The sequence below is a fragment of the Corynebacterium sp. HFH0082 genome, from assembly GCF_000411235.1.
Taxonomy (GTDB): Bacteria; Actinomycetota; Actinomycetes; order Mycobacteriales; family Mycobacteriaceae; genus Corynebacterium; species Corynebacterium jeikeium_D.
In genome coordinates this window covers 1,338,349-1,361,468 of record NZ_KE150404.1, presented here as the reverse complement: position 1 = coordinate 1,361,468, position 23,120 = coordinate 1,338,349, and the positions used below count along the sequence as shown (strand labels likewise).

14 protein-coding genes and 1 pseudogene are annotated in these 23,120 nt (G+C 57.0%); 6 read left to right on the top strand and 9 right to left on the bottom strand.

Annotated features, from left to right (window positions below):
• The first annotated feature begins 4 nt into the window (after window positions 1-4).
• Window positions 5-505 (top strand): hypothetical protein, encoded by a 501-nt coding sequence (locus tag HMPREF1206_RS05850; RefSeq protein ID WP_016422430.1) that lies wholly within the window; start codon window positions 5-7, stop codon window positions 503-505.
• A 171-nt stretch (window positions 506-676) separates the two neighbouring features.
• Here the strand turns inward: HMPREF1206_RS05850 and HMPREF1206_RS05845 are convergent, their stop codons facing one another.
• Complete coding sequence (locus HMPREF1206_RS05845; RefSeq protein ID WP_081636713.1) at window positions 677-2,827, bottom strand: DEAD/DEAH box helicase; 2,151 nt, start codon at window positions 2,825-2,827, stop codon at window positions 677-679.
• A gap of 678 nt (window positions 2,828-3,505) precedes the next feature.
• On the opposite strand from HMPREF1206_RS05845, the gene HMPREF1206_RS05840 reads away from it, so the two are divergent.
• Complete coding sequence (locus tag HMPREF1206_RS05840) at window positions 3,506-4,438, top strand: bile acid:sodium symporter family protein (protein ID WP_042388587.1); 933 nt, start codon at window positions 3,506-3,508, stop codon at window positions 4,436-4,438.
• Here HMPREF1206_RS05840 and HMPREF1206_RS05835 read toward each other — a convergent pair.
• The 5 genes from HMPREF1206_RS05835 to HMPREF1206_RS05815 all read right to left on the bottom strand — a co-directional run bounded on the left by HMPREF1206_RS05835 (window position 4,435) and on the right by HMPREF1206_RS05815 (window position 11,263).
• Window positions 4,435-5,817, bottom strand: a complete 1,383-nt coding sequence (locus tag HMPREF1206_RS05835; RefSeq protein WP_016422427.1) for an MFS transporter — start codon at window positions 5,815-5,817, stop codon at window positions 4,435-4,437. The two genes, HMPREF1206_RS05840 and HMPREF1206_RS05835, sit on opposite strands and share 4 nt — an antisense overlap.
• A 23-nt stretch (window positions 5,818-5,840) precedes the next feature.
• Window positions 5,841-7,124: a DNA (cytosine-5-)-methyltransferase gene (gene dcm / locus HMPREF1206_RS05830; RefSeq protein ID WP_016422426.1), complete on the bottom strand. Its 1,284-nt coding sequence runs from the start codon at window positions 7,122-7,124 to the stop codon at window positions 5,841-5,843.
• Between the two features lie 124 nt (window positions 7,125-7,248).
• The gene (locus HMPREF1206_RS05825; RefSeq protein WP_016422425.1) at window positions 7,249-8,601 is read right to left on the bottom strand and encodes a Sau3AI family type II restriction endonuclease; all 1,353 of its coding nucleotides are present in this window, start codon (window positions 8,599-8,601) and stop codon (window positions 7,249-7,251) included.
• Between the two features lie 184 nt (window positions 8,602-8,785).
• The gene (locus HMPREF1206_RS05820; RefSeq protein ID WP_042388584.1) at window positions 8,786-9,925 is read right to left on the bottom strand and encodes a trypsin-like serine protease; all 1,140 of its coding nucleotides are present in this window, start codon (window positions 9,923-9,925) and stop codon (window positions 8,786-8,788) included.
• A gap of 255 nt (window positions 9,926-10,180) precedes the next feature.
• Window positions 10,181-11,263, bottom strand: a complete 1,083-nt coding sequence (locus HMPREF1206_RS05815; RefSeq protein WP_231367185.1) for a hypothetical protein — start codon at window positions 11,261-11,263, stop codon at window positions 10,181-10,183.
• Window positions 11,264-11,539: 276 nt separating this feature from the next.
• Here HMPREF1206_RS05815 and HMPREF1206_RS05810 point away from each other — a divergent pair, with 276 nt between their 5' ends.
• On the top strand, window positions 11,540-12,094 hold the full coding sequence (locus HMPREF1206_RS05810) for a hypothetical protein (protein WP_016422422.1): 555 nt from the start codon (window positions 11,540-11,542) through the stop codon (window positions 12,092-12,094).
• Between the two features lie 28 nt (window positions 12,095-12,122).
• On the opposite strand, the gene HMPREF1206_RS05805 is transcribed toward HMPREF1206_RS05810, so the two are convergent.
• Both HMPREF1206_RS05805 and HMPREF1206_RS05800 read right to left on the bottom strand, forming a co-directional pair.
• Window positions 12,123-12,953, bottom strand: a complete 831-nt coding sequence (locus HMPREF1206_RS05805; RefSeq protein ID WP_005509671.1) for a hypothetical protein — start codon at window positions 12,951-12,953, stop codon at window positions 12,123-12,125.
• A gap of 198 nt (window positions 12,954-13,151) precedes the next feature.
• The gene (locus HMPREF1206_RS05800) at window positions 13,152-13,973 is read right to left on the bottom strand and encodes a (2Fe-2S)-binding protein (RefSeq protein WP_231367184.1); all 822 of its coding nucleotides are present in this window, start codon (window positions 13,971-13,973) and stop codon (window positions 13,152-13,154) included.
• A gap of 129 nt (window positions 13,974-14,102) precedes the next feature.
• Here HMPREF1206_RS05800 and HMPREF1206_RS05795 point away from each other — a divergent pair, with 129 nt between their 5' ends.
• From HMPREF1206_RS05795 to HMPREF1206_RS05785, 3 genes are all read left to right on the top strand, one after another.
• Window positions 14,103-14,969, top strand: coding sequence for a hypothetical protein (locus HMPREF1206_RS05795; protein ID WP_016422420.1), 867 nt, complete (start codon window positions 14,103-14,105; stop codon window positions 14,967-14,969).
• A 121-nt stretch (window positions 14,970-15,090) separates the two neighbouring features.
• A complete protein-coding gene (locus tag HMPREF1206_RS05790; RefSeq protein ID WP_147580938.1) occupies window positions 15,091-18,927 on the top strand; it encodes an ABC transporter ATP-binding protein in 3,837 nt (1,278 codons plus the stop codon).
• A 103-nt stretch (window positions 18,928-19,030) separates the two neighbouring features.
• Window positions 19,031-22,699 carry a multifunctional oxoglutarate decarboxylase/oxoglutarate dehydrogenase thiamine pyrophosphate-binding subunit/dihydrolipoyllysine-residue succinyltransferase subunit gene (locus HMPREF1206_RS05785; RefSeq protein WP_042388580.1) on the top strand — a complete coding sequence of 1,223 codons (3,669 nt, stop codon included), beginning with the start codon at window positions 19,031-19,033 and terminating at the stop codon, window positions 22,697-22,699.
• 231 nt (window positions 22,700-22,930) lie between these two features.
• On the opposite strand, the pseudogene HMPREF1206_RS11135 reads toward HMPREF1206_RS05785, so the two are convergent.
• Window positions 22,931-23,120, bottom strand: a pseudogene (locus HMPREF1206_RS11135) (IS30 family transposase); the annotation flags it as partial.

The following is a 23,120-nucleotide window of genomic DNA, read 5'->3' as shown; positions in this document are numbered from 1 at the left end:
ATACGTGCAAAACGTAGTTCTTATGGTTCACGTCCTGACGGCAATTCTGCTGCTTGGACCGGTGACTGTCGCAATTTCGATGTTCCCGAAGCTCGCGCTTGCAGCCCGCGGCGGAGAGGCTGGAACGGTCGGCGCCGCGCGCACCATGCACGCCATTTCGCGCACCTACGGCATGTGGTCGCTGCTCGTGCCGCTGCTCGGCTTCGGTGTCATGTTCACCGATGTGTCGACCTACATGAAGTCCGGGGCAATGCACGCCGCAATTCTGCTGGCTATCATCGCCTGGGCACTGTTGTTCTTCCTGGTCATTCCGCGTCAGCGTCTGATGATGGCCGGCCTCGGCATCGCTGACGAAGACGAGGATGCTGACGATCCGGAGTTCATCGAGCGTCGCAAGAAGGCTGAAGAGCTCGACTGGGACAAGCAGAAGGGCCAGCTGGCTATGTTCTCCGGCATCTTCTCCCTGCTGTGGGTTGTCGCCGGCATCCTGATGTTCTTCATCTAGAGCTCACGCTCAGACACAATAAAACTGCCGGTGCGTCTGTACGTTTCGGCCCGACTAATCGGGTTTGAAAGTACATGCGTACCGGCAGTTTTTTATTTTCTAGGTCAGCGCCAAGGGCGGTCGTCGGTTGTCGCCTGACGACGACCACCCAGCTCACCTCACCTAGCAGGTTTAGCGGCGTCCGCCTCGGTAACCACCGCGACGGTCATCACGGCCACCACGGTAGCCACCGCGACCGCGACCGCCACCACGACGGTCATCGCGACCGCGACCACGGCCACCGAAATCGTCACCGTCATCGAAGTTTCCACGGTAGCCGCCACGGCCACGGCCACCACCACGACGGTCGTCGCGACCGCGACCACCACGGTATCCTCCGCGACCACGGCCGCCATCACGACGATCGCCACGGTAGCCACCACGGCCACCGCGGTAGTCATCGCTGTCGTCGACCGAGGTGCCGTCGTCAAGCTTCAGCCCAATGAGCTGGCCGGAGATGCGAGTATCGGAGAGGTTGTTGATGACTTCTTGCGGCAGGTTGGCCGGCAGTTCAACCAGAGTGTGATCGCCACGGATGTCGATGTGCCCGAAGTCCTTGGAGGACAGGCCACCCTCGTTGGCGATGGCACCGACGATGGCACCCGGGCGGACGTGCTGGCGACGACCGACGCTGATGCGGTAGGTTGCGGTGCCCTCGCGGTCGAATTCGACCAGGTCAGCGCGCTTGCCCTGACCGCGCTCACCGCGGGAGCGACCATCGCGGCCACGGTTGCGGTCGCGGTCGAAACGATCACGGTCACGGTCGTTACGACGGCCACGCGGCGGCTCCTTCATTAGGAAGTCGCCCGACTGTGCCTGCGCAGCGATAGCGGCGGCGATATCAACCAGTGGGGTGTCGTGCTCTTCTGCGTACTCCTCGATGAGCTCACGGAAGACCGGAACCTGCGAATCAGCAAGCGCCTCGGTCAAGTCATCAGCGAACTTCTGCTTGCGAGAGTCGTTGACCTCATCGACGGTCGGCAGCTTCATCTCGTGCAGCTGCGACTTGGTTGCACGCTCAATCGAGCGCAGCAGGCGCCCCTCACGCGGGGTGACAAACAGCAACGCTTCGCCGGAGCGGCCAGCGCGGCCGGTACGACCGATGCGGTGGACATAGGACTCGGTATCGTGCGGAATGTCGTAGTTGACCACATGAGAAATACGGTCAACGTCCAGGCCACGAGCAGCCACATCGGTTGCCACCAGGATGTCCAGGCGACCGTCCTTGAGCTGATCAATCGTGCGCTCACGCAGAGTCTGCGGGATGTCGCCGTTGATGGCGGCAGCGGAGAATCCGCGGGCACGCAGCTTCTCGGCGAGCTCCTCGGTCTCGTGCTTGGTGCGCACGAACATGATCATCGCTTCGAATTCCTCGACTTCGAGGATGCGGGTCAGCGCGTCCAGCTTGTTGCGGTGGCTGACCATCAGGAAGCGCTGGCGAATGTTGTCCGCAGTGCGAGTCTGGGACTTGACGGTAATCTCTTCCGGCTCCGTCAGGTACTGCTTGGACAGGCGACGAATCGCAGCCGGCATGGTAGCCGAGAACAGCGCAACCTGCTTGTCATCCGGGGTGTCGGCAAGAATGCGCTCGACATCCTCCTGGAAGCCCATCTGCAGCATCTCATCGGCCTCGTCCAGCACCAGGAAGCGCAGGTCGGAGATGTCCAGCGAGCCCTTCTCCAGGTGGTCGATGACACGACCAGGCGTACCGACGATAATCTGCGCACCTCGGCGCAGACCCGACAGCTGCACTCCATAGGACTGACCACCGTAGATTGGCAGGACCTGAATCTTGCCCAGGTGATCAGCAAACGACTGGAAGGAGTCCGCAACCTGCAGCGCCAGCTCACGGGTCGGAGCAAGCACCAGAGCCTGAGGTGCGCGGACGGAGCGATCAATGCGAGCCAGAATCGGCAGCGCAAACGCCGCGGTCTTACCGGTACCAGTCTGAGCCAGGCCGACGACGTCGCGGCCGCTCATCAGAGTCGGGATAGTAGCAGCCTGAATTGGGGACGGAGTCTCAAACCCAACCTTGCGCACTGCATTGACAATGTCATCCGGCAGCTCAAGCTCATCGAAGCCGACGGTGTCGTCGTCTTTGTTCTTCTCGGCCTTTTCCTTGACCTCGGCCTTTTCGGTCTTTTCCTCAGCGGCCTTCTCTTCGACCACCGGTGCTTCCTCGGCCACTACATCCTCGGCCTTCACAATTGCGTCCTCGCGCTGGTTTTCGCGCTGATCCTCGCGGGTTTCCTCGACGCTGCCATTCATTTCATTATTAGCCATTTGGGGCTCTTCCTGGGCCTTTTCGCCCGCACACTCAATATTCAACAGTTGATTACTCACAGTTGGGTCGCACATACATGACCCGCCCAATTTACGTTCTTGTTTTTCAGTGCTCTCACGTCGGAATTGCGATGACATCGCTTCTCTTGCACATACTTCGAAAAATTGCGCCCAAACCCAATTCAGCTTTTACTTCCGAGGAGGGCGCCCATCATGCACTATGCACTTTCAAGCGTTTCACCAGCGAATTTATACCGCTGCCAGATTCTCTGCGACATTGTCGTCAGGATTTCACACCGATTGCCCAGACTACGCCACCGTCGGTCAAAAAACCATTTCCTGTCCGCAAGGTCACGACAATGGGAACGTCGTCAAGCGAACACATTGCACCCACTTCGGGGTGCCTATTTTGTAATTTCCTGGGGTGAGGTGGCTAACATTTTCCCTACAAGTTTGTACACATATCAGCTATTTTCCGCCGTGGAACACCCACCGTTCGGCGGATTTTTGCAATTTCGCAACGCATAAGCCCAAGGTCGCTAGAGAATGTCCAGCTATAACAACGCACCAGAAACGCAGCCGTCATCGCCCCGGCAGTCCCCGCTAAAACCACATTATCCCGAGGAGATTTCTGGGAATGGCAGGCAGGAAAATAAGGCACCGTCGAAGCTCTCGGCAATGATTGAAGTTCTCGGGTTTCCGGGCTTTATTTTGGCGGGTTCGGCGCTGGCATTCTTCTTCCCCGCCCCGTTTACTCCGCTGACGGATTACATCACGTACTTCCTGATGATCATCATGTTCGCGATGGGCCTCACCCTGACCATCCCGGACTTTAAGCAGGTCGCTAAGCGCCCGTTGGCGATTCTCTTCGGCGTCATTGCGCAGTTTGTCATCATGCCGCTGCTAGCGATTGCCGTGGCGAAAGCCCTCGGGCTCAACCCGGCACTCGCCGTCGGCCTGCTGATGCTGGGATCCGTCCCCGGCGGCACCTCGTCGAACGTCATCGCTTACCTAGCACGCGGTGACGTCGCGCTGTCCGTCGCCATGACCAGTGTGTCGACACTGGTCTCGCCGATTATGACGCCGTTTCTTATGCTCGTGCTTGCCGACGCGCACACGGATGTCGACGGCCTCGGGATGGCCTGGAGCCTCTGCCAGACAGTCCTCCTGCCAGTGATTGGCGGTCTGATTATCCGCTTTGTGGCCGATACCTTTATTAACAAGATTCTCCCGATCCTGCCGTGGATTTCTATTCTCGGTATCGGTGGCGTGGTCTTCGGTGCCGTGGCCAAGAACGCAGAGAGCCTGGCAAACATTGGCCTGATTGTGTTTGTGGCTGTGATCATCCACAACGTTCTGGGCTACGTGCTCGGCTTCTTTGCAGGCCAGCTGGTCGGGATGCCAACTGCGGGCAAGCGCACGGTGGCCGTGGAGGTCGGCACACAGTCCGCTGGCCTGTCCTCCGGTATGGCAGCGAAGCTCTTTACCCCGGAGGCAGCGCTTCCCGGCGCGGTGGCCGCTGTGGTGCACAACATCACTGGCGCAATCTACGTGGCTATTTGCCGAAAGCTCGATGAAGGCAAGGAAACTAGCAAATCCGCTTCTGCTTAAGCTGTTTTCGCTTTGGCTTCTTTGGCCCCGCTGTTCGACGAGTGGGCTGGTAGAGTCTCGCGCCCAAAAATCCAACCCACCATTGCGACCAGCGAAATGACACCACAAACAAGGAAACCGGCCTTGAACCCTGCGGCATCCACGAGTGCGCCGACAATCAGCGGGCCGGAAATCGCTCCTAAGTCCTGAGCCATCTGGAAATTGGCGAGCACCTTTCCACCTTGGCGGTTGGCGCCGATGACGTCGGCAAGCACGGCCTGCTGCGATGGATTGATCATGCCAGCGCCGAAGCCGGCGAGGACTGAGAGAATCAGTAGCGGAATGGCACCGCTGCTAAATCCGATTGCGCCAGTGAACACGCCGTTGATAAACAGGCCTGTGATGAGCAGTGGACGACGGCCAATGCGGTCGGAGAGACGACCGGAAAACTGCAATGCCGTGACATTGCCGAGCGCGAAGGCCGTCAGCGCGAAACCAGCTGTGGCAGTGGCGGCTACTGCCCCATCGCTGCCCGGTTCTGGGGCGCCAACATGGGAAAACGTTGCCGCGGCGAACAGCGGGACAATCGCGACGCGCACGCCGAAGTTCGACCAGCCGTTGGCGAAGGCTCCGACTAGTGCGCTTCGATATGCCGAGTCGCGGATTGCCTCGGAGAACCTCAGCACCGGGGTTGTGCGCTTGGGCACTACGTGGCGAAGATGCTCTGCACTCAGCGACATACCGACCACAATCGTTGCCACAATCAGCGCGCCACCGTAAATGAAAAACGGCACCCTCATGCCCCATGCGCCCATCGCAGCACCAATGATTGGGCCAAAGACATTGCCCAACAGGAAGGCTGTGCCGTAGGCGGCCGAGCTCTTACCGCGGATCTCCGGCGGTGAAATCCGCACAATCAGCCCCATTGCCGAGACCGTAAACATCGTCGAACCGATGCCTCCGAGCGCACGAAACGCCAGCAGTTGCCAATATGTCTGCGCAACACCAACAAGCAAAGTCGAGAGCGCGACGATACTGATGCCGGTTAGGTACGTGCGTCGGTATCCGAGCTTCTCTACCAGTGAACCCGATGCCGGCGCGAAGATTAGCCGGAAAATGGAGAACGAACTGACCACGAAGCTGGCCGCGAACACACCCACATCAAAGCTGCGCGCGTACTGCGGCAAGATCGGTGCAATCAGACCGAAGCCCAGCGCAATGATGAACGCAGCGCTGACCAGAATCCAAATCTCTCGCGGAATCGGCTGTTTAGTCCCGTCTAATTCACCCTGCCGAGGATCCCGACCTTGTGGTTTGCTTCCCACCTCCGATGCGATATCCGGCTGAGATTCGCACTTTGCTTTACGACGAAGCAGGTCGCGCGAACGGGAAGCTGACAAGGTAACGGTCCTTTCTAAAACCTCTAGTCAGAGTCGCCCGATTCACTTTCAATTCGCCGGGCCAACTCTTTGCCAATCAAATGAGGAATCCCGACTACTAGCGCATTACCCATGCAAAAGGCACGGTGGCCGTCGGTCATTCCTGTGTCCGTCCATCCTTTAGGGAATCCTTGCAGAGCATCCAGTTCATCTGGAACTAGACGACGCAGTCTTCCATCCACCTTAACCACATGCTTGAAACGGGAGGCCGATTTTCCGCCTTCACCAGTCAAAATCGTTCGGGAGGGCTTTTCCGTCGAGTCCGGGAAGGACATACTCCCCTCACTGTACAAATACGTAAAACCAGTCTTTTTATTGACTCGTTCTTCGCGCTTTGAACCCTTCAGATACTCCCACTTATGAACTTCATCCGCGTGAATGACGAAAGAATCTGGAACAGCAGACTCATCAACAAGGACATCCCCAAGAACTTGTCGAGGCCCATCATAGGACTCAACCACAGAAAATGTCAGCGCCTTGAAGTTCTGCATTATGCCTCCAGTTTCGAATGGAGACTTCTTGGCACCTAGTGAAAACGTCTTTGTTGCTTCATATGGATCCTCTGGAATCACAACTTCTGTGAAATGCAGAGGTTCCTCAATTGGTAAAGCCGCGGCCATGATGCCATCCTTAGCGCGCTGCTCTAATTCCCAGGTGCCGGGATTCTTAACTGCATAGATGTAGACCCGCTTACGTCGCTGCGGAAAACCATACTCAGCACTATTAATCACCCTCCACTCGACGGAGTAGCCGAGGTCACCGAAGCACGACAACATAATTGCAAAGTCACGACCTCGCTGAGTAGCAGGGCTCTTCAGCAATCGATCAACGTTTTCCAACAAGACATACTTGGGGCTCTTTAGCTTAAGGAACCTGTAGATATCCCACCAGAGGACACCTTTTTTCCCTTCAATCCCACCTGCTTGCGATAGCGGTTTGGCAACTGAGTAGTCCTGGCACGGAAACCCTCCCACAACCATGTCTACATCGGGAATTTCGAACAGCCCGGCTTCCGCATTGTCGAGAACAACGTTGATGTCTTCATTCACACAGCTGTTCTCCCCGAACCTGTTTACATAACAGCGCCATGCAAACTGGCGAGCTGGAGTTCCTGGTGGTTCCCACTGGTTAGCCCACACAGTCTCAAATGGTCCTGCCGCCGGAAGAGATGCTATACCGTCGCTTTGATCCTGATAGCCGTCTAAGCCGAGGCGAAAGCCACCTACTCCCGCGAACAATTCGGCTACGTGGATGGTTTTATCAGACACGTTTCTCCAATCGCTACTGTGTTCTGATACGTCAGAGTGATTCTAACCATGTCACATAGGTCGGATCAAACTGGCCGTTAATTGACCGAAACCGCCGCCTTATTCGAACATTATTTCTAAATCTCTAGGAATTTAGAACCCGACTGATCTCATCACCCACGTACCCCGCGTTCAACCAAAAGGACTTTTTGACCACAGTTTCACCTCGCGGAGTAACAGCTGTATCTGCCGCGTTTCGCGCCTTCGGCCGAACGTGACAGCAACGGTTCTCCGTACTCTTAACCGACTCGCTAGCACGCCCGTCGATTACACGCTCTCGCATCAGGTCGTAACATGCACGTGCCTCTACCAAGTCAGAGTCAGGCATCTGCCAAAACAGTACGTCCGCTAGTCGAAACTCTCCAAGATTCGACTCATCTTCACAGAAGACAACAAAAAGGTACTTCTGCGCCAACTGCTCACTGAACTCGCTTTGCTCGAAATCTTGCTCCACCAAATCACGGTAGGAAAACCTTGGAAAAGATAGGGATTCCTTGGGCTTTCCATTTCTCTTCAAACGGATAACCTTAGGGACGATTCCAGCTTTTACAAACTCAGCAATTTCAGATTCCTTGTCCACACCGAGAATACTCTTAACAATAAGACTGCCAATATGCTTAGGAAGGCGGGTGTTACTGTAACCCAAGTCGTCAGCCAAGCTAGTAAGGGTACGATTCATATACGGCGCGAATCGCTTCTTTACCAGCCCAAGCAAATCCATATCTGCTTCTGATTGCTTTCGTTCAATCTCTTGAGCATTAAGCATTCCGTTGAGAATGACATCAATATAACTCCGCTTAAAGGCCCATGCCCGTGGCTTCGCCAGCTCATCCGAGAATGGCTGCTTCCGCGTAATCGTGCTATTCGCCGCCTTAGTACAGGCTTCCAGGTACATCGTGTCGCCAGATGAAATGGTGTGCGCTTGTCCTCGTCGGACCTTCTCCTGAATCAATTCCCAGTCACTGCGAAGCTGGACAATGTCATCCTGCGACAGTTCCCAAAGCTTCGCGAGAAGAACCTGGTAATCGACAGGGTTCTTATCCTTTTCAAAAAGGTATGCCACTAATAGCATGCGGCGGATCTTGGCCAGCAGATGCGACTCAGCCCACTGTTCCTCAGGGAGTGAAAAGTAGTCAATCATCGAAAGGACTAGGCGTTCCTTTGCGGAATATTGACCTTTTTTAGTCAACTTCATCGGCGTACTTTTTAGTTCGACACCTATTTTTGTAAAGTCCGCTTCTGCGTTACTGTTAGCCGGAATCTTGAAATAGAGTGTCTCTAGCGCGGAACCGAATGCTCCTCGCTTTACCCTCGGATCATCCAAATCTTCGACACCGAGTGCCTCTCGAAGAGATTTTCCGACTATCTTTTCGGCGTAGTTTACAACTGACTCCACATCAGAATCGTCATAGCCTAACTCAGTCGAAAAACTCTTCATAGCAAAAAATTTCCTATCACTTTATTCCTGCATATTTCTTTTCGTATGCTGGTGCGTTTAGCTTATATAATTTTGCGGCCAAAATACTAAAGCAAACCCCCTACCCCGCCACTGTGGCGGAATAGGGGGGTTGGACGGAGCGTCGTAAAGCGAACGCCCTATCTACGAGACTGCGGTGACCTGATTAGAACAGGCTCGGCAGGTTCGCCTGCGAGGAAATGTTGCTGGCTGCCTGTGTTGCCTGAGCGGTCGCACCAGACAGCTCCGGAATCGGCAGCTCCGGGAGAGATGGGCTCTCCGAGATAATGTCGGCAATCTCCGGTGGGACCTCGACGCCCTCTGGAAGCAGCTCGCCGATCGGACCCAAATCCGGCTCTTCCTGCGGGACGTGCTGCTTGGTGTACTGAGAGTCCTCGTCAATCGTGCGGAACTCGGACTGCGGTTCGGTGGAGGTCTCTACCTTGAAGCGCTCGTTGACCTGGCCGTCCGGGATGTCGTACTGCTCTTCAAGAGCAACGTCAATCGGCTGGAAGCGGCTCAGCGGGCCAATGCCCATGGAGTTAACGCCGATGGCCTCGCGAGTCTCCGGGTTGTAAGCGTTTCCGCCCGAATCGCCGTGGTCAATCGGAGCGATGGCCCAGACACCGTTGCGGACACGGAAGACCTGGAAGCCGCAGCCGCGGCCAGTACGGGAACCGTCGGTGCACACGGGCTCACCGAAGTTGTCAACGGAAATCTCCATCGGGTCGAGAGTGCGCTTGTCCTCGATACCGACGATCTGAACCGGCTCGCCGTGGACGTTGCCGAACTCATCCACAGAGTGGGACATAGAGGTGGTCTTGATGTCGTCCTGAACCTCAATGATGCCGTAGTCACCGCTATTGAAGAGCTCGTTGAAGAACTCCGGCATAGTGGTGTTTTCATCGAAGTCACCCTCTTCCGGCATGACATCGGTGCCCATGTAGTCCTTGTTGACCAGCTTGTCGCCGTCCTTGGTTGGGATGAAGAACTGGCCGGTGACCTCTTCGCCGGTTTCAGTATCCTTCGCCACAACACAGTGACCGGCAGTCATGATGACACGATGCGAAACGCCATTCTGATCCACAACGGTGCCAGGAACTCCCAGAGAGCACATCGGGGACTGAACATGACGTCCGTCGATGTTCTTGCTGCTCGGGAACGGCATTCGCAACGGCGAGCCCGGGCCGATGACAACATCCGAGTTTGCCGGTGCAGCCTCAGCTACCGCGATTCCGGGCACAAAGCCACCTACAGCTACCGACAGTGCAGCCGTGAATGTGGCGACCTTCTTCGAACTGGCCATAGTGTGCGCTACTCCATTTCTGTACAGAAAACTTGTCCCACTCAGTGTATTAGGGACACCTTTACAAAGCTCTCCGAAAATGAAACCTAGGGTGAAATTCTCAGTCGAGGAACCGTTCATTCGTCTTCATTCCACACTCATTACACATCAAAAAGTTTGTTCAGCAGCAATGCAAGCGCCAGAACCATCCGCCTTGGATGATCCTGGCTCTCTTAACGGTTCGGGGGTGATTTTTGTCAGATTCTCAGACTGGTGCTAGCCCTCAAAGCTTGGAAGCTGAATTTCTGCCAACTGAGGCAGCTCAAACGACTGTGACGATTGTGGCAATTGGGGCGATTGTGGCAGTTCAGGGAGCTGCGGCGACTGCGGCAACTGGTCCACAAGATCAGCTAATTGCTGTACAGAGTCTTCCTGCGAAGCCTGCGGATCCTGCGCCCGGGCATACTCCTGATCCGCCGCCATATCCTCGTTGAGGGTGCGGTAGGAGGAGTCACGCTGAGCCGTGGAATCCGATACCTCGAAGTGGTCGTTTACTTGACCGTCGGGAATGCCGTAGGCCTCCTCGAGGACAATATCCGCGGGCATCACACGCGAGACCGGACCGAAGGTCATCGAATTCACGCCAATAACTTCGTTAGTGGTCGGGTCATAGGCATTTCCGCCGGAGTCACCATGGTCAACGCCAATACCAACCGTCCAGATGCCGTTTCGAGCCCGGAATACCTGATAGCCACAGGCACGTCCGGTACGCATGCCGTCCTTACAGATAGGTTTGCCAAAATTATCGAAGGAGACTTCGCCACGCGGCAGGTCTTCATTGTCCTGAATGCCAGTCATCGCTACAGGCTCCCCGTAGCTCTGACCATTTTCATCGATGGAGTAACTTGCGCCGGTAGTCTCTACGCCCGGATCAAGGTTGATTACTCCATAGTCCGCGCCATTAAAGGCCGCCGGCAACGACTCCAGGCCGGCATCTTCCTGCGGCACTTCCCAACGGTGAGCACCTGTCGTACCAATGCGCTTATCGCCTTCGGTGGTCGGCACATACACCTCACCAGTGACGATTGGCAGTCCCACATCCGGAGCATCATTCACGCAGTGTCCTGCGGTCAACATGACCCGATGCTTTTCCCCATTGCGGTCCGTCACCGTTCCCGGAACACCCGCCGAACACATCGGCGAGTTGATATTTCGATACCCATCCCACGGACTTCCCTCCATGGGAGTTCGAATCGGGTCACCCGGACCAACCACTACAGCGTGCGCCGCGGCCGGGGCCACCAAGGACAAAAAGGCTGCGAAAGCCGATACCGCCATTCGACTTCTTGCGTGCTTCATTGAGATGAATCTTTCAAATGTTTAGTTTTTCCTTAGGACTACCACTCACACTAATCCACCACCCCACCCCAGAAATAGCGTTTTCTCAGACTCTTGCACTTTTACAAAAGTCGTTACCGAATCGTTTCCACAACCCCACGCGTCCCTGCAATAACACCAGACACTTAGCCAATTGACTACCCCCACTTGGGTAGCCCATTGATGCTAAACAAAGCTCGAACATTAGTTCTATATATTCGAAAATATGAGTCCGGGGTGTTCGATAACTTGTGAGCCATGAACACAGCAAACGAGTTTCCCATTCATCGCCGCCTAGCTCTTCCCCCGCTATCCGCTACCTACCGTGCAGAATGTTTCGAAGACCTCGACCTCATCCGCACGATCCTCTGCCACCCCACCATCGGCCGTAGGCATTCGCCTGGCGCGCTAGATCACACCTTCTCGCTTCCCGACGGGCCTGTGGTCACCGTCCGCGCGTCGCGGATAGCGCTTCCTCGCGCACTGGTCTTCCAGCTTGCCGACGTGCACGCGGAATATTTCATCCTGAAGGATGAGCCCATGTTCATGTACTCCGTTTCCGTCAAGGTGGAATCCTCATCGGAGGTAGTCCTCCGCAGAATTGGCGGTTCGAATCGGACGCGGGAAGAAAACCGCCGACGTACTCGGGCTGTGGCTGAGGCTCTCCATCGAGCGCAGGACTGCAGCAAGATACACGAAAACGGCACTGACCTCGCGCTCCCCGGGCGCCGTTATAGCTGGATTGGCACCAGGGACGCGCGGCCGCTGCCGTGTCCTAACGAGCTCTTTTCTTCTCGCCCATCAGCGGCTTAGCACTGGTCACAGCACTGCCGCAGTACGGCTACTCGCTGTCGTCGCCTTCTTCGTCGTCCTCGTCGTCATAGTCGCCATCGTCGTAGAGGTCATCATCGTCCTCGTCGTCATCATCCTCGTCCAAGGAGGCAACGTGATCAGAGTAGATGTACTCCGCATACCCGTCATCGACGGGTGCCAGCTGATCTTCCCATTCCTCTGCGCGGTCTACCACGAGCGCGAGGACATCCATCAGCTTGTCAAAGTCCTTGAAGGTGCCCAGCGTCAGAACCTCATTGCGCAAGGTCTGGATGTCAGAGTAGAGGTCAGCAAACATCTTGCGACGGTCATCATCGGTGAGAACCGTTTCGGTGTCCGAGTCCCAGAACTCTGCGATGGCCTGGTCGACGATGTCGTCCAAGTTCGCGTCCTGAGCGATGAAGCGGACGTGTGCGCTGGGCTCGTTGTTGTGGGCAGTTACCAAAACCTGAACCAACGAGGAGGTACCAACTTCGGAGGTGACCAAGGTTGCCTCTTCGGGGTCCTGTTCAAACTCCAGGTCAGCAATGCGGTCATCATCGCCATCGAGCAGAGTGCGCAGCAGGCCAACAACCTGGTCAGTAGCTACATGGTGGGCGACTGCCGCGACGGCGTCTTCGACGGAGAAAACAGCGGAGACCAGAACAGCTTCGAACTCGTCGTCCTCATCATCCACATCGGCAGCGGCTACGTAAACTTCGGCAGCCGGGATGTCCTCATCAATGGTGACGAACTGAACCTCCAGGTCAGAGGTAATGGGAACGAAGAGGGTGTCATCGTTGACACGGCTTTCAATGCCCTCGCGGTCCAGTGCCGCAGCAATCTGCTCGAAAAAGCTCATGGGTGGAATCCTCCCTTGAAAGATAATTGGCCTCTACCCGCAGCCAATCGTAGCGACAAACGCGCAATCATGGGGCGGCTCATGCCCCCGACAATTGCTGCGAAAGATCACGCCGGCAGCGTTCGTACTACTTCAAAGCCGCCAACGCGGCCGGTTGAGGGGCAGGCCTCCAGCTGTCGATTCTCGAAAACAGAGCGCTCAGTAGCGTGCCCAGAGTTGATGGCGTTCCTCACGCGAACGTTTCGGACACGATACACACAGGTCGGCATCTGGGCTGTGATAAATCATGCAGCAAGTAGCTCTCTCCAGGTGAGTAACTACATCGAAGTCCGGTTCTTCTCCCGATTCAGCAGCAGCTTCATCCCAGGGGCGCACCTCGCCTCCGCAGGAATCCATGAAACGAGGAAGAGGGGCCCGATGTACTCTCTGCATTCCCTCAACGACATGTTTGCCAATAAGCGCTCCACGCCAGGGCTCCATCAGCTCATTACCGGCGGAGATTGCGGCGTTAGCTACGGCATCGGCAGCCACGGCCCAAAGAGGGGCAGGCTTGATTTCCCCGACTTCTCCAACAACCTGAGCCAACGGCTCCAAGAAATGCGCCAGTGCTTCGCCGGTATCCTTCAGCTCATCCGCATCCTCAGCGGAAATGCTTTCAAACTGTTGAGCTTGAAACCCAACCCAATAGTCATCTCGGAGAAATGCGAACCAAGAAGACCACTGCCACACCGGAACTCGATTGGAAACCAACACGCATGCCAGCGATGGCCCCACCAATGCTCCGCACATGGACCACCACCACAACTGAGCCTGGAAACGGGTATCCCCCTCAACCTCGGGCATGGGAAACAGCTTTCTCCCAGCCTCAATTCCTGCGGCTACAGCTTCGGTAGAAAGGTGCCACTCCGCAGCACCTTCGTGAGGCATGACATCTGCGGAAAACCTAGGAAAGTCCGCCAAAAGCTGGGAGTACTCGGGAGGCAATGCGGCACCCCGCGTTACATCGTTCACCAGTCTCATCCTTCTATCGACTGTGTTAATCGCCGTACACCTGCCTATTTTTCCACCGACTACGGAATTTCCCCACAGCTCAGTAGTGTTTATATGGGCATATGGCTCTCAACGGACCCGTTTAGGAGGTCTACTGCTTTGTTCCAAAAGACGAAGAAGGATTCAACTCGCACAGTAACTGATGCAGTGAACTCCACCCCCGAAGCGATCGAACGTGATGCCGGAAAACTGGGAACCCTTCTTATCCAAACTCTGGATAAGACCATGAGCTGGCAGTCGTCTGCCATCACCGGGTACGTCAGTTCCCTGCACAAGCGCAAAAAAGATGAAACTCCGGCGCAGGTACAGGAACGTATTGATTCCCACTTCCTCAACCTGGTCACCGGCACCGGTGGTGCCGCCGGCGGCAGCGCGGTTCTCCCCGGCGTCGGCATGATTACGGGCTTGGCTGCGGTTACCGGTGAATCTCTGCTGTTTCTGGAAGCATCAGCCTGGTACACACTGGCCTCAGCAACCCTGCGCAATATTGACATCACCGATCCGCAACGCCGTCGCACGCTGATTCTTGCGGCCATGAGCGGTTCAGAGGGGACAGCTATTATGGCCTCTCTGCTTGGCGAGGAATCGCTGCGGAAGCAGACCAAAACTTCCGTCAATTCTCTACTGCCACGGCTTGGTGTTCCGCAGCTGGGCGCAGCAAACCGCCTGCTGATTCGCGAGGCACGCAAGCGCTTGATGAAGAACGCTCGTCTCGCCATCATCGGTAAGATTTTGCCATTTGGAATTGGCGCCGTGGTTGGGGCCTCCGCAAACCGCAAGCTCGGTGGCATTCTTATCAGATCCACTCGCGCATCTCTGGGCCCGCTTCCCCAGGATTGGTCGGACTTTGAACGAAAGCTTCCGGCTAAATCCAACACCTCTGAGGACTCGAAGAAGGACTCAAAGTCATCGAGGTTCTCTATTCCCTCGGCGCTGAAGTGGCCGAAGAAAAAGAAGAATAAGTAGTTCCTCTTACCCCGATTACCCTTCAGCGACTTACCCTTCAGCGACTTACCCTTCAGCGACGTTTTTCAATGGAAGAGCGGTACCCACGATGGCTCAGAGCAAACCCCTCAGAACCTCTCCCATGAAGTTCTTGTGGAAACAGTCTCTTCAACGGCCACTACCGCTCTATGGCGTCATTGTCGCAGCGCTAATCGTTGTCGGGCTGGAGTCCGTACTTCCGCTTCTCACTAGAGATGCCATTGATGTGGCAACGGGCTCTTCCGACGGCGGTGTCCCCGCACGCCTGCTGCCTTCCCTAACTCCTCTACAGGCAGTCATTTCAGTATTTCTGGCCATCGCGTTAGTACGCTTCGTCGCCCAGGCGGGACGCAGATTCTTCTCCGGCAAACTCTCCATTGATGTTCAGCACGACCTGCGACTAAACATCCTTCGCTCCCTACAAAACCTCGATGGTCCAGCACAAGACCGAGTCAACACAGGCCAGGTTGTATCACGGTCAATTTCCGACCTTCAGGCAGTGTCCGGACTACTGGCGATGTTGCCGTTGACGCTGGGATCCGTCGTCAAGCTGTTTATCACTATCGGCATCATGCTCGCCCTCTCGCTGCCCCTGACACTGGTCGGCCTCGCGGTGGTGCCAGCGATTGTCTACATTGCAGTGAATTCGCGTGACAAACTCCATGCCGCAACCTGGGCTGCCCAACAGCAAGCAGGCGAGATTGCCGGACAAGTCGAGGAAACCGTTTCCGGCATCCGTGTTGTTAAGGCGTTTGCGCAGGGCGACAACGAAGTTGCGAAGATGGAGCGTAACTCGTCGCTGCTCTATTCCCTCCGCCTGCGAGCGGCAAAACTCAGCGCTCGGTTCCAACCGGCGTTGCAGTCGTTGCCGCAACTGTCCCTCGTCGGAAATATCGCGGTCGGTGGCTGGCTCGCAATTAACGGACACATCACCCTAGGCACATTCGTGGCTTTTGCCACGTATCTCACCAGCCTGACTGCCCTGTCGCGTCTGGTCTCCAACATGGTCATCTCGATACAGCTGACGTCGGCAAGCATCGACCGCATTTCCGATGTCATCGACGCCCGACCAGACAACCCCGAACCCACCGACGCGCTCCCTCTCCCCGACGGCCCCGTTGGCATCAGCTTCAACCACGTCACCCACAGCCGTGGCGGACGCACGCTTATCGACGATGTCTCATTCTCCGTCGCGCCAGGGGCGACCTTAGCGTTGATTGGCCCACCGGGGTCCGGAAAGACTATCGCCACGGAGTTACTCGGCCGTCACTATCTGCCGGATTCGGGGACTATCACTATAGATGCGCCCAGCCACGGAACATCCACAGATACCGCGCGCATTCTCTCCAGCGACGTATATGACGCTATTACTGTCGTTCCGGATACTCCTTATCTATTTGCGGGCACGTTGCGTGAGAACATCGCATTCGCCAATCCCGAGGCGTCCCAGGAAGAGATTATCGCCGCAGCGACCGCCGCCCAGGTCAACTTCGTCGACGACCTGCCTCAGGGATGGGACACAGCCATCGGCGAGCGCGGGCATAATCTCTCCGGCGGACAAGCTCAACGCGTGGCCTTAGCACGGGCATTCCTCGCCCGTCCTCGGGTTTTGGTTCTCGATGACGCGACCTCAGCAATCGATGCTGCGACAGAGTTGGCAATCTTCAACACGCTGACTTCACAGCTGGCGGATACGACTATCGTCATCGTGGCGCATCGATCTTCCACTCTCGAGCAGGCGGACGACATCGCCATTTTCGAAGACGGTGCCATCACTGGCATTGGCACCAAGGCCGAACTGATTACTTCTCATCCGCGCTTCACCGAGCTGATGGACATTGACCAGAGCGCCTACCCCGAAATCGAAAACCTTGTTCTCGACCCCATCGACAGTGAAGACCCCAGCCCCGAGGAACTCTGGCCCGACGAATCCGCACCAACCTCCGATGACTCCACGTCAGACACCGCTTCCCGCCGTCTCGGAGGTGCCACTTCTCAAATGAGCCGCGGGGTTGGCCGAGCCGGAGGAGGTCCCGGTGGTCCCGGTGGTCCCGGTGGCCGCGGTGGCGGTCGTGGTGGCATGGGGGCGGCTCTCGCCAATGCTCCTGCGACGCCTGAGCTTCTCGAGCGCGTGCGGAACCTCCCACCCGCTGCCGAAAAACCGCGTGTGCCCGCTGCGGCACTCGACAACTCCGAGCCTTTTTCTCTGCGCCGGCTGCTCTCCTACGTCCGCGGCCTATTTATAAGTGTCATTGCGCTGCTCGCCCTCATTGCCGTTGCCGATCTGGCGTTCCCCATGCTCGTGCGCTACGCCATTGACCACGGCATCAGTGCGCACGATGAGGCCGTGCTGTGGGCCTGCGCCGCAGGTGGTTTGGCGACGGTCCTCATCAGTTGGATTGCCGTAGCCACAAATGCTGTTATTACTGCGCGCACTGGTGAGCGGCTGCTCTATGCCCTACGCGTGCGCTGCTACCGTCACCTGCAGTCGCTTGGCATTAACTACTTCGAGGCCAATCGCTCGGGCGCCATCATGACCAGGATGACAACCGACATCGACGCGCTGTCCTCTTTCCTGCAAACGGGACTGGCACAAGGGGCAATCGCCGCGTTTACTCTGCTCGGTGTCACGGCACTGTTGCTTGCCACACAGGTGTCACTCGCCGCGGTGGCGTTGGCGTCCCTTCCCATCATTGTGGTGGCCACCCTGGTATTCCGCCGAATCTCCTCGCGCCTATACAAGTCTGCACGCGAGCAGCTCTCCTTGGTCAACGCTGATTTTCAGGAGACCATTGGTGGGCTTCGCGAGATTCAGATGTACCACCGCGTCGCCGATATCGAATCTTCCTTTGCCGAGGAATCCGATAAGTACCGCGCAATTCGTCAGCGAGCACAGCTGGCCGTGGCTCTATTCTTCCCCGGCATCAACTTCGTCTCTGAGCTGGCAACAGCCGCGGTATTGGCTGTCGGTGCCCAACAAGTTGCTTCGGAAACTACAACGCCCGGCGTACTCGTCGCCTTCACGCTGTACCTGGGAATGCTCTTTGGCCCGATTCAGCAGCTGTCCCATGTTTTCGACGGCTACCAGCAGGCGAAGGTCGGCCTCAATCGTATTGATGACCTCCTACAGACCGCCCCCATGCCAGACCACGGCACTACTGACGGCGCGTCCCGCGCAGCTGATGGCGACCTGCGCTTAGACAAGGTGACTTTCTCCTACCCCGCCGCCAACACTGAACACGAACGCCCACAGGTTCTCGATGCTCTCGATTTGCAGATTCCTGCCGGAGAAACAGTCGCAATTGTCGGATCCACCGGTGCCGGAAAATCGACAATCATTAAGCTGTTTGCCCGTTTCTACGATCCGGTTGGCGGCGTGGTGCGAGCCTCCGAAACTGACATCCGCGACTTCCCTCTTAACGATTGGCGACGCACCCTCGGCTATGTCCCCCAAGAATCACACCTTTTTTCGGGGACAGTAGCAACAAATATTTCCTACGGTCTACCGGACAGCAGTCATGCTGAAATTCAGCAGGCCGCGAAGAACGTCGGTGCTCTCAGCACCATTGCCAGCCTGCCCGGCGGCTTCCACCACCCTGTCGGCCCAGATGGCCGAGGGCTCTCCTCCGGACAGCGTCAGCTCATCGCACTCGCTCGTGCCGAAATGATGCGTCCTGAACTGCTACTTCTCGACGAAGCCACCGCGACACTCGACCCTGCAACAGAGTCGGCAATCCTTGAAGCCACTGACCGTGCGTCGCGTCAACGCTCGGCAATTATTGTGGCCCACCGCCTAGCTACGGCGGCTCGGGCCAACCGGATTTTGGTACTTGACCACGGGCGTATTGTCGAGGACGGCTCCCATGACGAGCTTCTCGCGGCGGGTGGCCAATACGCAGAGCTCTGGAGCAAGTACCATATGGGGAGCGCGACGGTGTAGTAATTCAGAATTTTCGTTATCCTTGAATGACACTTTGACGCTTGCGCTAATTAGAATAAACGTGAGTTAGTAAAACTAAGACGAAAAGAGGCGAGTACCTGCCGTGAGCAGCGACATGAGCTTCGGCCAGAACGAATGGCTGGTCGACGAGATGTACCAGCAATTCCAGAAGGATCCACAATCTGTGGGTCAGGAATGGCGCGAATTCTTCGCAACCCACACCCCGTCCCAAAAGGGCGAGGACCTTTCCGATATGGCAAAGCCCGCAGCAGCCACGAAGGAGGAAGCTAAGGCAACCGGACGCCGTGAATCCAAGGGGGTCGAACCAACTAAGACCCCGAACAAGCCGGCGTCTCCGAAGCCGAAGAAGTCCCCGATGGATGCAGCAGCCAAGGTCTCGGCTGTTGAATCCGGCGAGGAACCTCTGAAGGGCGTCGCACGGGCTATCGCTAAGAACATGGATGTCTCCCTGGAGATGCCGACTGCTACGTCGGTTCGCGATATGCCGGCACGTCTGATGTTTGAAAACCGCACCCTGGTTAACAACCATCTGGCACGCGCCCGCGGCGGCAAGATTTCCTTCACCCACATCATTGGTTACGCCATGGTGAAGGCTGTCATGCTCCACCCGGACATGAACAACAACTACAAGGTGGTTGACGGCAAGCCAGTTCTGGTTACCCCGGAGCACATTAACCTCGGCCTGGCCATTGATATGCCAGCTAAGGACGGCTCTCGTTCGCTTGTGGTTGCCGCTATCCGCGAGTGTGAGACCCTGACCTTCAAGCAGTTCGTCGACGCCTACGAGGACATCGTCGTTCGTGCTCGCCACGGCAAGCTGACCGGAAAGGACTTCCAGGGCGTCACCATTTCCCTGACCAACCCGGGCGGCATCGGTACCCGCCACTCCGTCCCGCGCCTGACCAAGGGCCAGGGCGCGATTATCGGTGTCGGTTCCATGGACTACCCAGCTGAGTTCGCCGGCGCTTCGGCTGACCGTCTGGCAGAGATGGGCATCGGCAAGCTGGTGACCATCACCTCTACTTACGATCACCGCATTATCCAGGGTGCAGAGTCCGGCGAGTTCTTGCGCACCATGAGCAATCTGCTTGTCGACGACAAGTTCTGGGACCACATCTTCCAGACCATGCATGTTCCTTACACCCCAATCCGTTGGGCGCAGGATCTGCCGAACACGGGTATTGACAAGAACACCCGCGTCATGCGTCTGATTGAGGCCTACCGTTCCCGCGGTCACCTGCTGGCTGACATTGACCCGCTGCGGTACGACCAGCCAAATACTTCCGCTCCGAACCACGCTGACCTGGATATCCAGGAGCACGGTCTGACCCTGTGGGATCTGGACCGTACTTTCAACGTCGGTGGTTTCGGCGGTAAGGAAAAGATGACGCTGCGTGAGGTCCTCTCTCGCCTTCGCAACGCATACTGCCTCAAGGTCGGTTCAGAATACGCCCACATTCTTGACCGCGAAGAGCGCGAGTGGCTCGAGGAGCGCATTGAGGGCGGCCAGCCTAAGCCTTCCCACGCCGAGCAGAAGTACATCCTGCAGAAGCTCAACGCAGCTGAAGCGTTCGAAAACTTCCTGCAGACCAAGTACGTCGGTCAGAAGCGCTTCTCGTTGGAGGGCGCTGAGGCACTGATTCCACTGATGGACTCCGCTATCGACACCGCTGCTGGCGCTGACCTGGATGAGGTCGTCATCGGTATGCCACACCGCGGTCGACTGAACGTACTCGCAAACATCGTCGGCAAGCCACTGCGCCAGATTTTTACCGAGTTCGAGGGCAACATTGACCCGGCTCAGGTTGGCGGTTCCGGCGACGTCAAGTACCACCTGGGTACTACTGGCCGTCACATTCAGATGTTCGGTGAGGGCGAGATTGATGTCACTCTGACCGCAAATCCGTCCCACCTCGAGGCCGTTAACCCGGTTGTTGAGGGTCTTGCTCGTGCACGCCAGGACAAGATCAACAAGGGCGAAGAGGGCTACTCCGTCATGCCGCTGCTGCTGCACGGTGACGCTTCTTTCGCTGGCCTGGGCATTGTCCAGGAGACCCTGAACCTGATGTCCCTGCGCGGCTACAAGGTCGGCGGGACCGTCCACATCGTGGTGAACAACCAGATTGGCTTCACCACTTCGCCGGACTCCGGACGTTCCTCCTACTACGCAACCGACATTGCCAAGGCATATGGCTGCCCGGTTTTCCACGTCAATGGCGATGACCCGGAGGCTGTCGTCTGGGTTGGCCAGCTGGCTGTTGAGTACCGAAACCGCTACGGCAAGGATGTCTTCATCGACCTGGTCTGCTACCGCAAGCGTGGCCACAATGAGGCTGATGATCCGTCCATGACTCAGCCGCTGATGTACAAGATCATCGACGAGAAGGAAAGCGTCCGCGCTCAGTACACCGAGGACCTCATTGGTCGCGGTGACATCTCCGAGGAAGAGTACGAGGCAGTACGCCGCGACTTCCACGATCAGATGGAGGCGGTCTTCAACGAAGTTCGCGCAGCTCAGGACGCAAAGCCGGGCGACCAGTCCGGTATTGCGGGCTCTCAACCACTGCCGCACGGTTTGAAGACCAGCATTGACAAGGCTGAAATCGTCGAGATTGGACAGACCTACGTCAACGTCCCGGAGGGCTTCAAGGTTCACCCGCGTGTTGCACCGGTGGCTAAGAAGCGTGCCCAGATGACCCAAGAGGGTGGCATCGACTGGGGTATGGCTGAGCTGCTGGCAATCGGTTCCTTCACCGGTGCTGGCATCGACGTTCGCTTTGCGGGTGAGGATGTCCGTCGCGGTACCTTCACCTCTCGCCACGCCGTGCTAATCGACGCCGAAGACGGTTCGGAATACAACCCGATTGACGCCTACGGAAAGTCCAAGGACGGCGGCCGCTTCATGATCTACAACTCGGCATTGACCGAGTACGCAGGCATGGGCTTCGAATACGGCTACACTCTCGGTAACCCGGATGCAGCCGTGTTCTGGGAGGCACAGTTCGGTGACTTCGCCAACGGCGCGCAGACCACCATTGACCAGTATGTTTCCTCTGGTGAGGCTAAGTGGGGTCAGACTTCCAAGCTAGTCCTGCTGCTGCCACACGGCTACGAGGGAATGGGGCCGGACCACTCTTCGGCACGCATCGAGCGCTTCCTGCAGCTTGCAGCTGAGGGATCCTACACCGTTGCTCAGCCCTCCGAACCGGCTAACTACTTCCACCTGCTGCGCCGCCACATCCTCTCGGATCTGCACCGCCCATTGGTTGTGTTCTCGCCGAAGTCGATGCTGCGTAACAAGTTGGCAGTCTCCGACATCGAGGACTTCACCGGCGACACCAAGTTCCGCGCTGTCATTGATGACCCGCACTTCGCTTCTAAGGACAAGTCCGGCATCAAGACCCTGCTGCTCTGCTCCGGCAAGATTTATTGGGATTTGGAGAAGAAGCGCAAGAAGGACAAGCGAGACGACATCGCAATCGCTCGCCTGGAGATGCTGCACCCGCTGCCGCACAACCGCCTCCGCGACCTCTTCGAGTCCTACCCGGATCTTGAGGAAGTCCGCTGGGTTCAGGATGAGCCGGCTAACCAGGGTCCGTGGCCGTTCCTGGCACTGAACCTCCCAGAGGCTCTGCCGGATATGCCGAAGCTGACCCGCGTTTCCCGCCGTGCACAGTCCTCCACCGCAACTGGTGTGGCTAAGGTCCACCAGATTGAGGAGAAGGCTCTGCTGGAAGAGGCTCTCAAGTAGGTCTCATTGGCTGGTCTTACCAGCTGGCGTGTAAACGTTAAGGGGCTCCAACCGAACGGTTGGAGCCCCTTTCCTGTTGCTTGGGCGATCGTTGCCAGGCATCAAGGGCGAATAGTCAAAAAGCGTGTCCGGTCGGCGTGCCACCGGGTCGGCACCATTTACTACTTAGTCCTCAATGCGAGTTACTGACTACGTTTATGACAAAAATGTCCCGAAAAATGGCAGGTAGGGTCAGGCGGTCATTGCATCATGGATAACACCAGAGATTACCTCCCGGGGAGTTAACCCGTCGAGCACTACCCGCGGCCGGTTATTCAGCAATGCTTCCGCCTCGGCGACCTCTTGGTCGGTGACATCGGTAAAGTTGGTGCCTTTGGGGAAATAAAACCGGATATCCCGGTTCATCCGCTCATTGCTACCT

What these genes read in the sequence shown, in the direction of transcription:
- HMPREF1206_RS05845 (WP_081636713.1), bottom strand. Translation starts at nt 2,827, where the DNA reads ATGGCTAATAATGAAATGAATGGCAGCGTCGAGGAAACCCGCGAGGAT.
- HMPREF1206_RS05840 (WP_042388587.1), top strand. Translation starts at nt 3,506, where the DNA reads ATGATTGAAGTTCTCGGGTTTCCGGGCTTTATTTTGGCGGGTTCGGCG.
- HMPREF1206_RS05825 (WP_016422425.1), bottom strand. Translation starts at nt 8,601, where the DNA reads ATGAAGAGTTTTTCGACTGAGTTAGGCTATGACGATTCTGATGTGGAG.
- HMPREF1206_RS05820 (WP_042388584.1), bottom strand. Translation starts at nt 9,925, where the DNA reads ATGGCCAGTTCGAAGAAGGTCGCCACATTCACGGCTGCACTGTCGGTA.
- HMPREF1206_RS05815 (WP_231367185.1), bottom strand. Translation starts at nt 11,263, where the DNA reads ATGAAGCACGCAAGAAGTCGAATGGCGGTATCGGCTTTCGCAGCCTTT.
- HMPREF1206_RS05810 (WP_016422422.1), top strand. Translation starts at nt 11,540, where the DNA reads ATGAACACAGCAAACGAGTTTCCCATTCATCGCCGCCTAGCTCTTCCC.
- HMPREF1206_RS05805 (WP_005509671.1), bottom strand. Translation starts at nt 12,953, where the DNA reads ATGAGCTTTTTCGAGCAGATTGCTGCGGCACTGGACCGCGAGGGCATT.
- HMPREF1206_RS05800 (WP_231367184.1), bottom strand. Translation starts at nt 13,973, where the DNA reads ATGAGACTGGTGAACGATGTAACGCGGGGTGCCGCATTGCCTCCCGAG.
- HMPREF1206_RS05790 (WP_147580938.1), top strand. Translation starts at nt 15,091, where the DNA reads ATGAAGTTCTTGTGGAAACAGTCTCTTCAACGGCCACTACCGCTCTAT.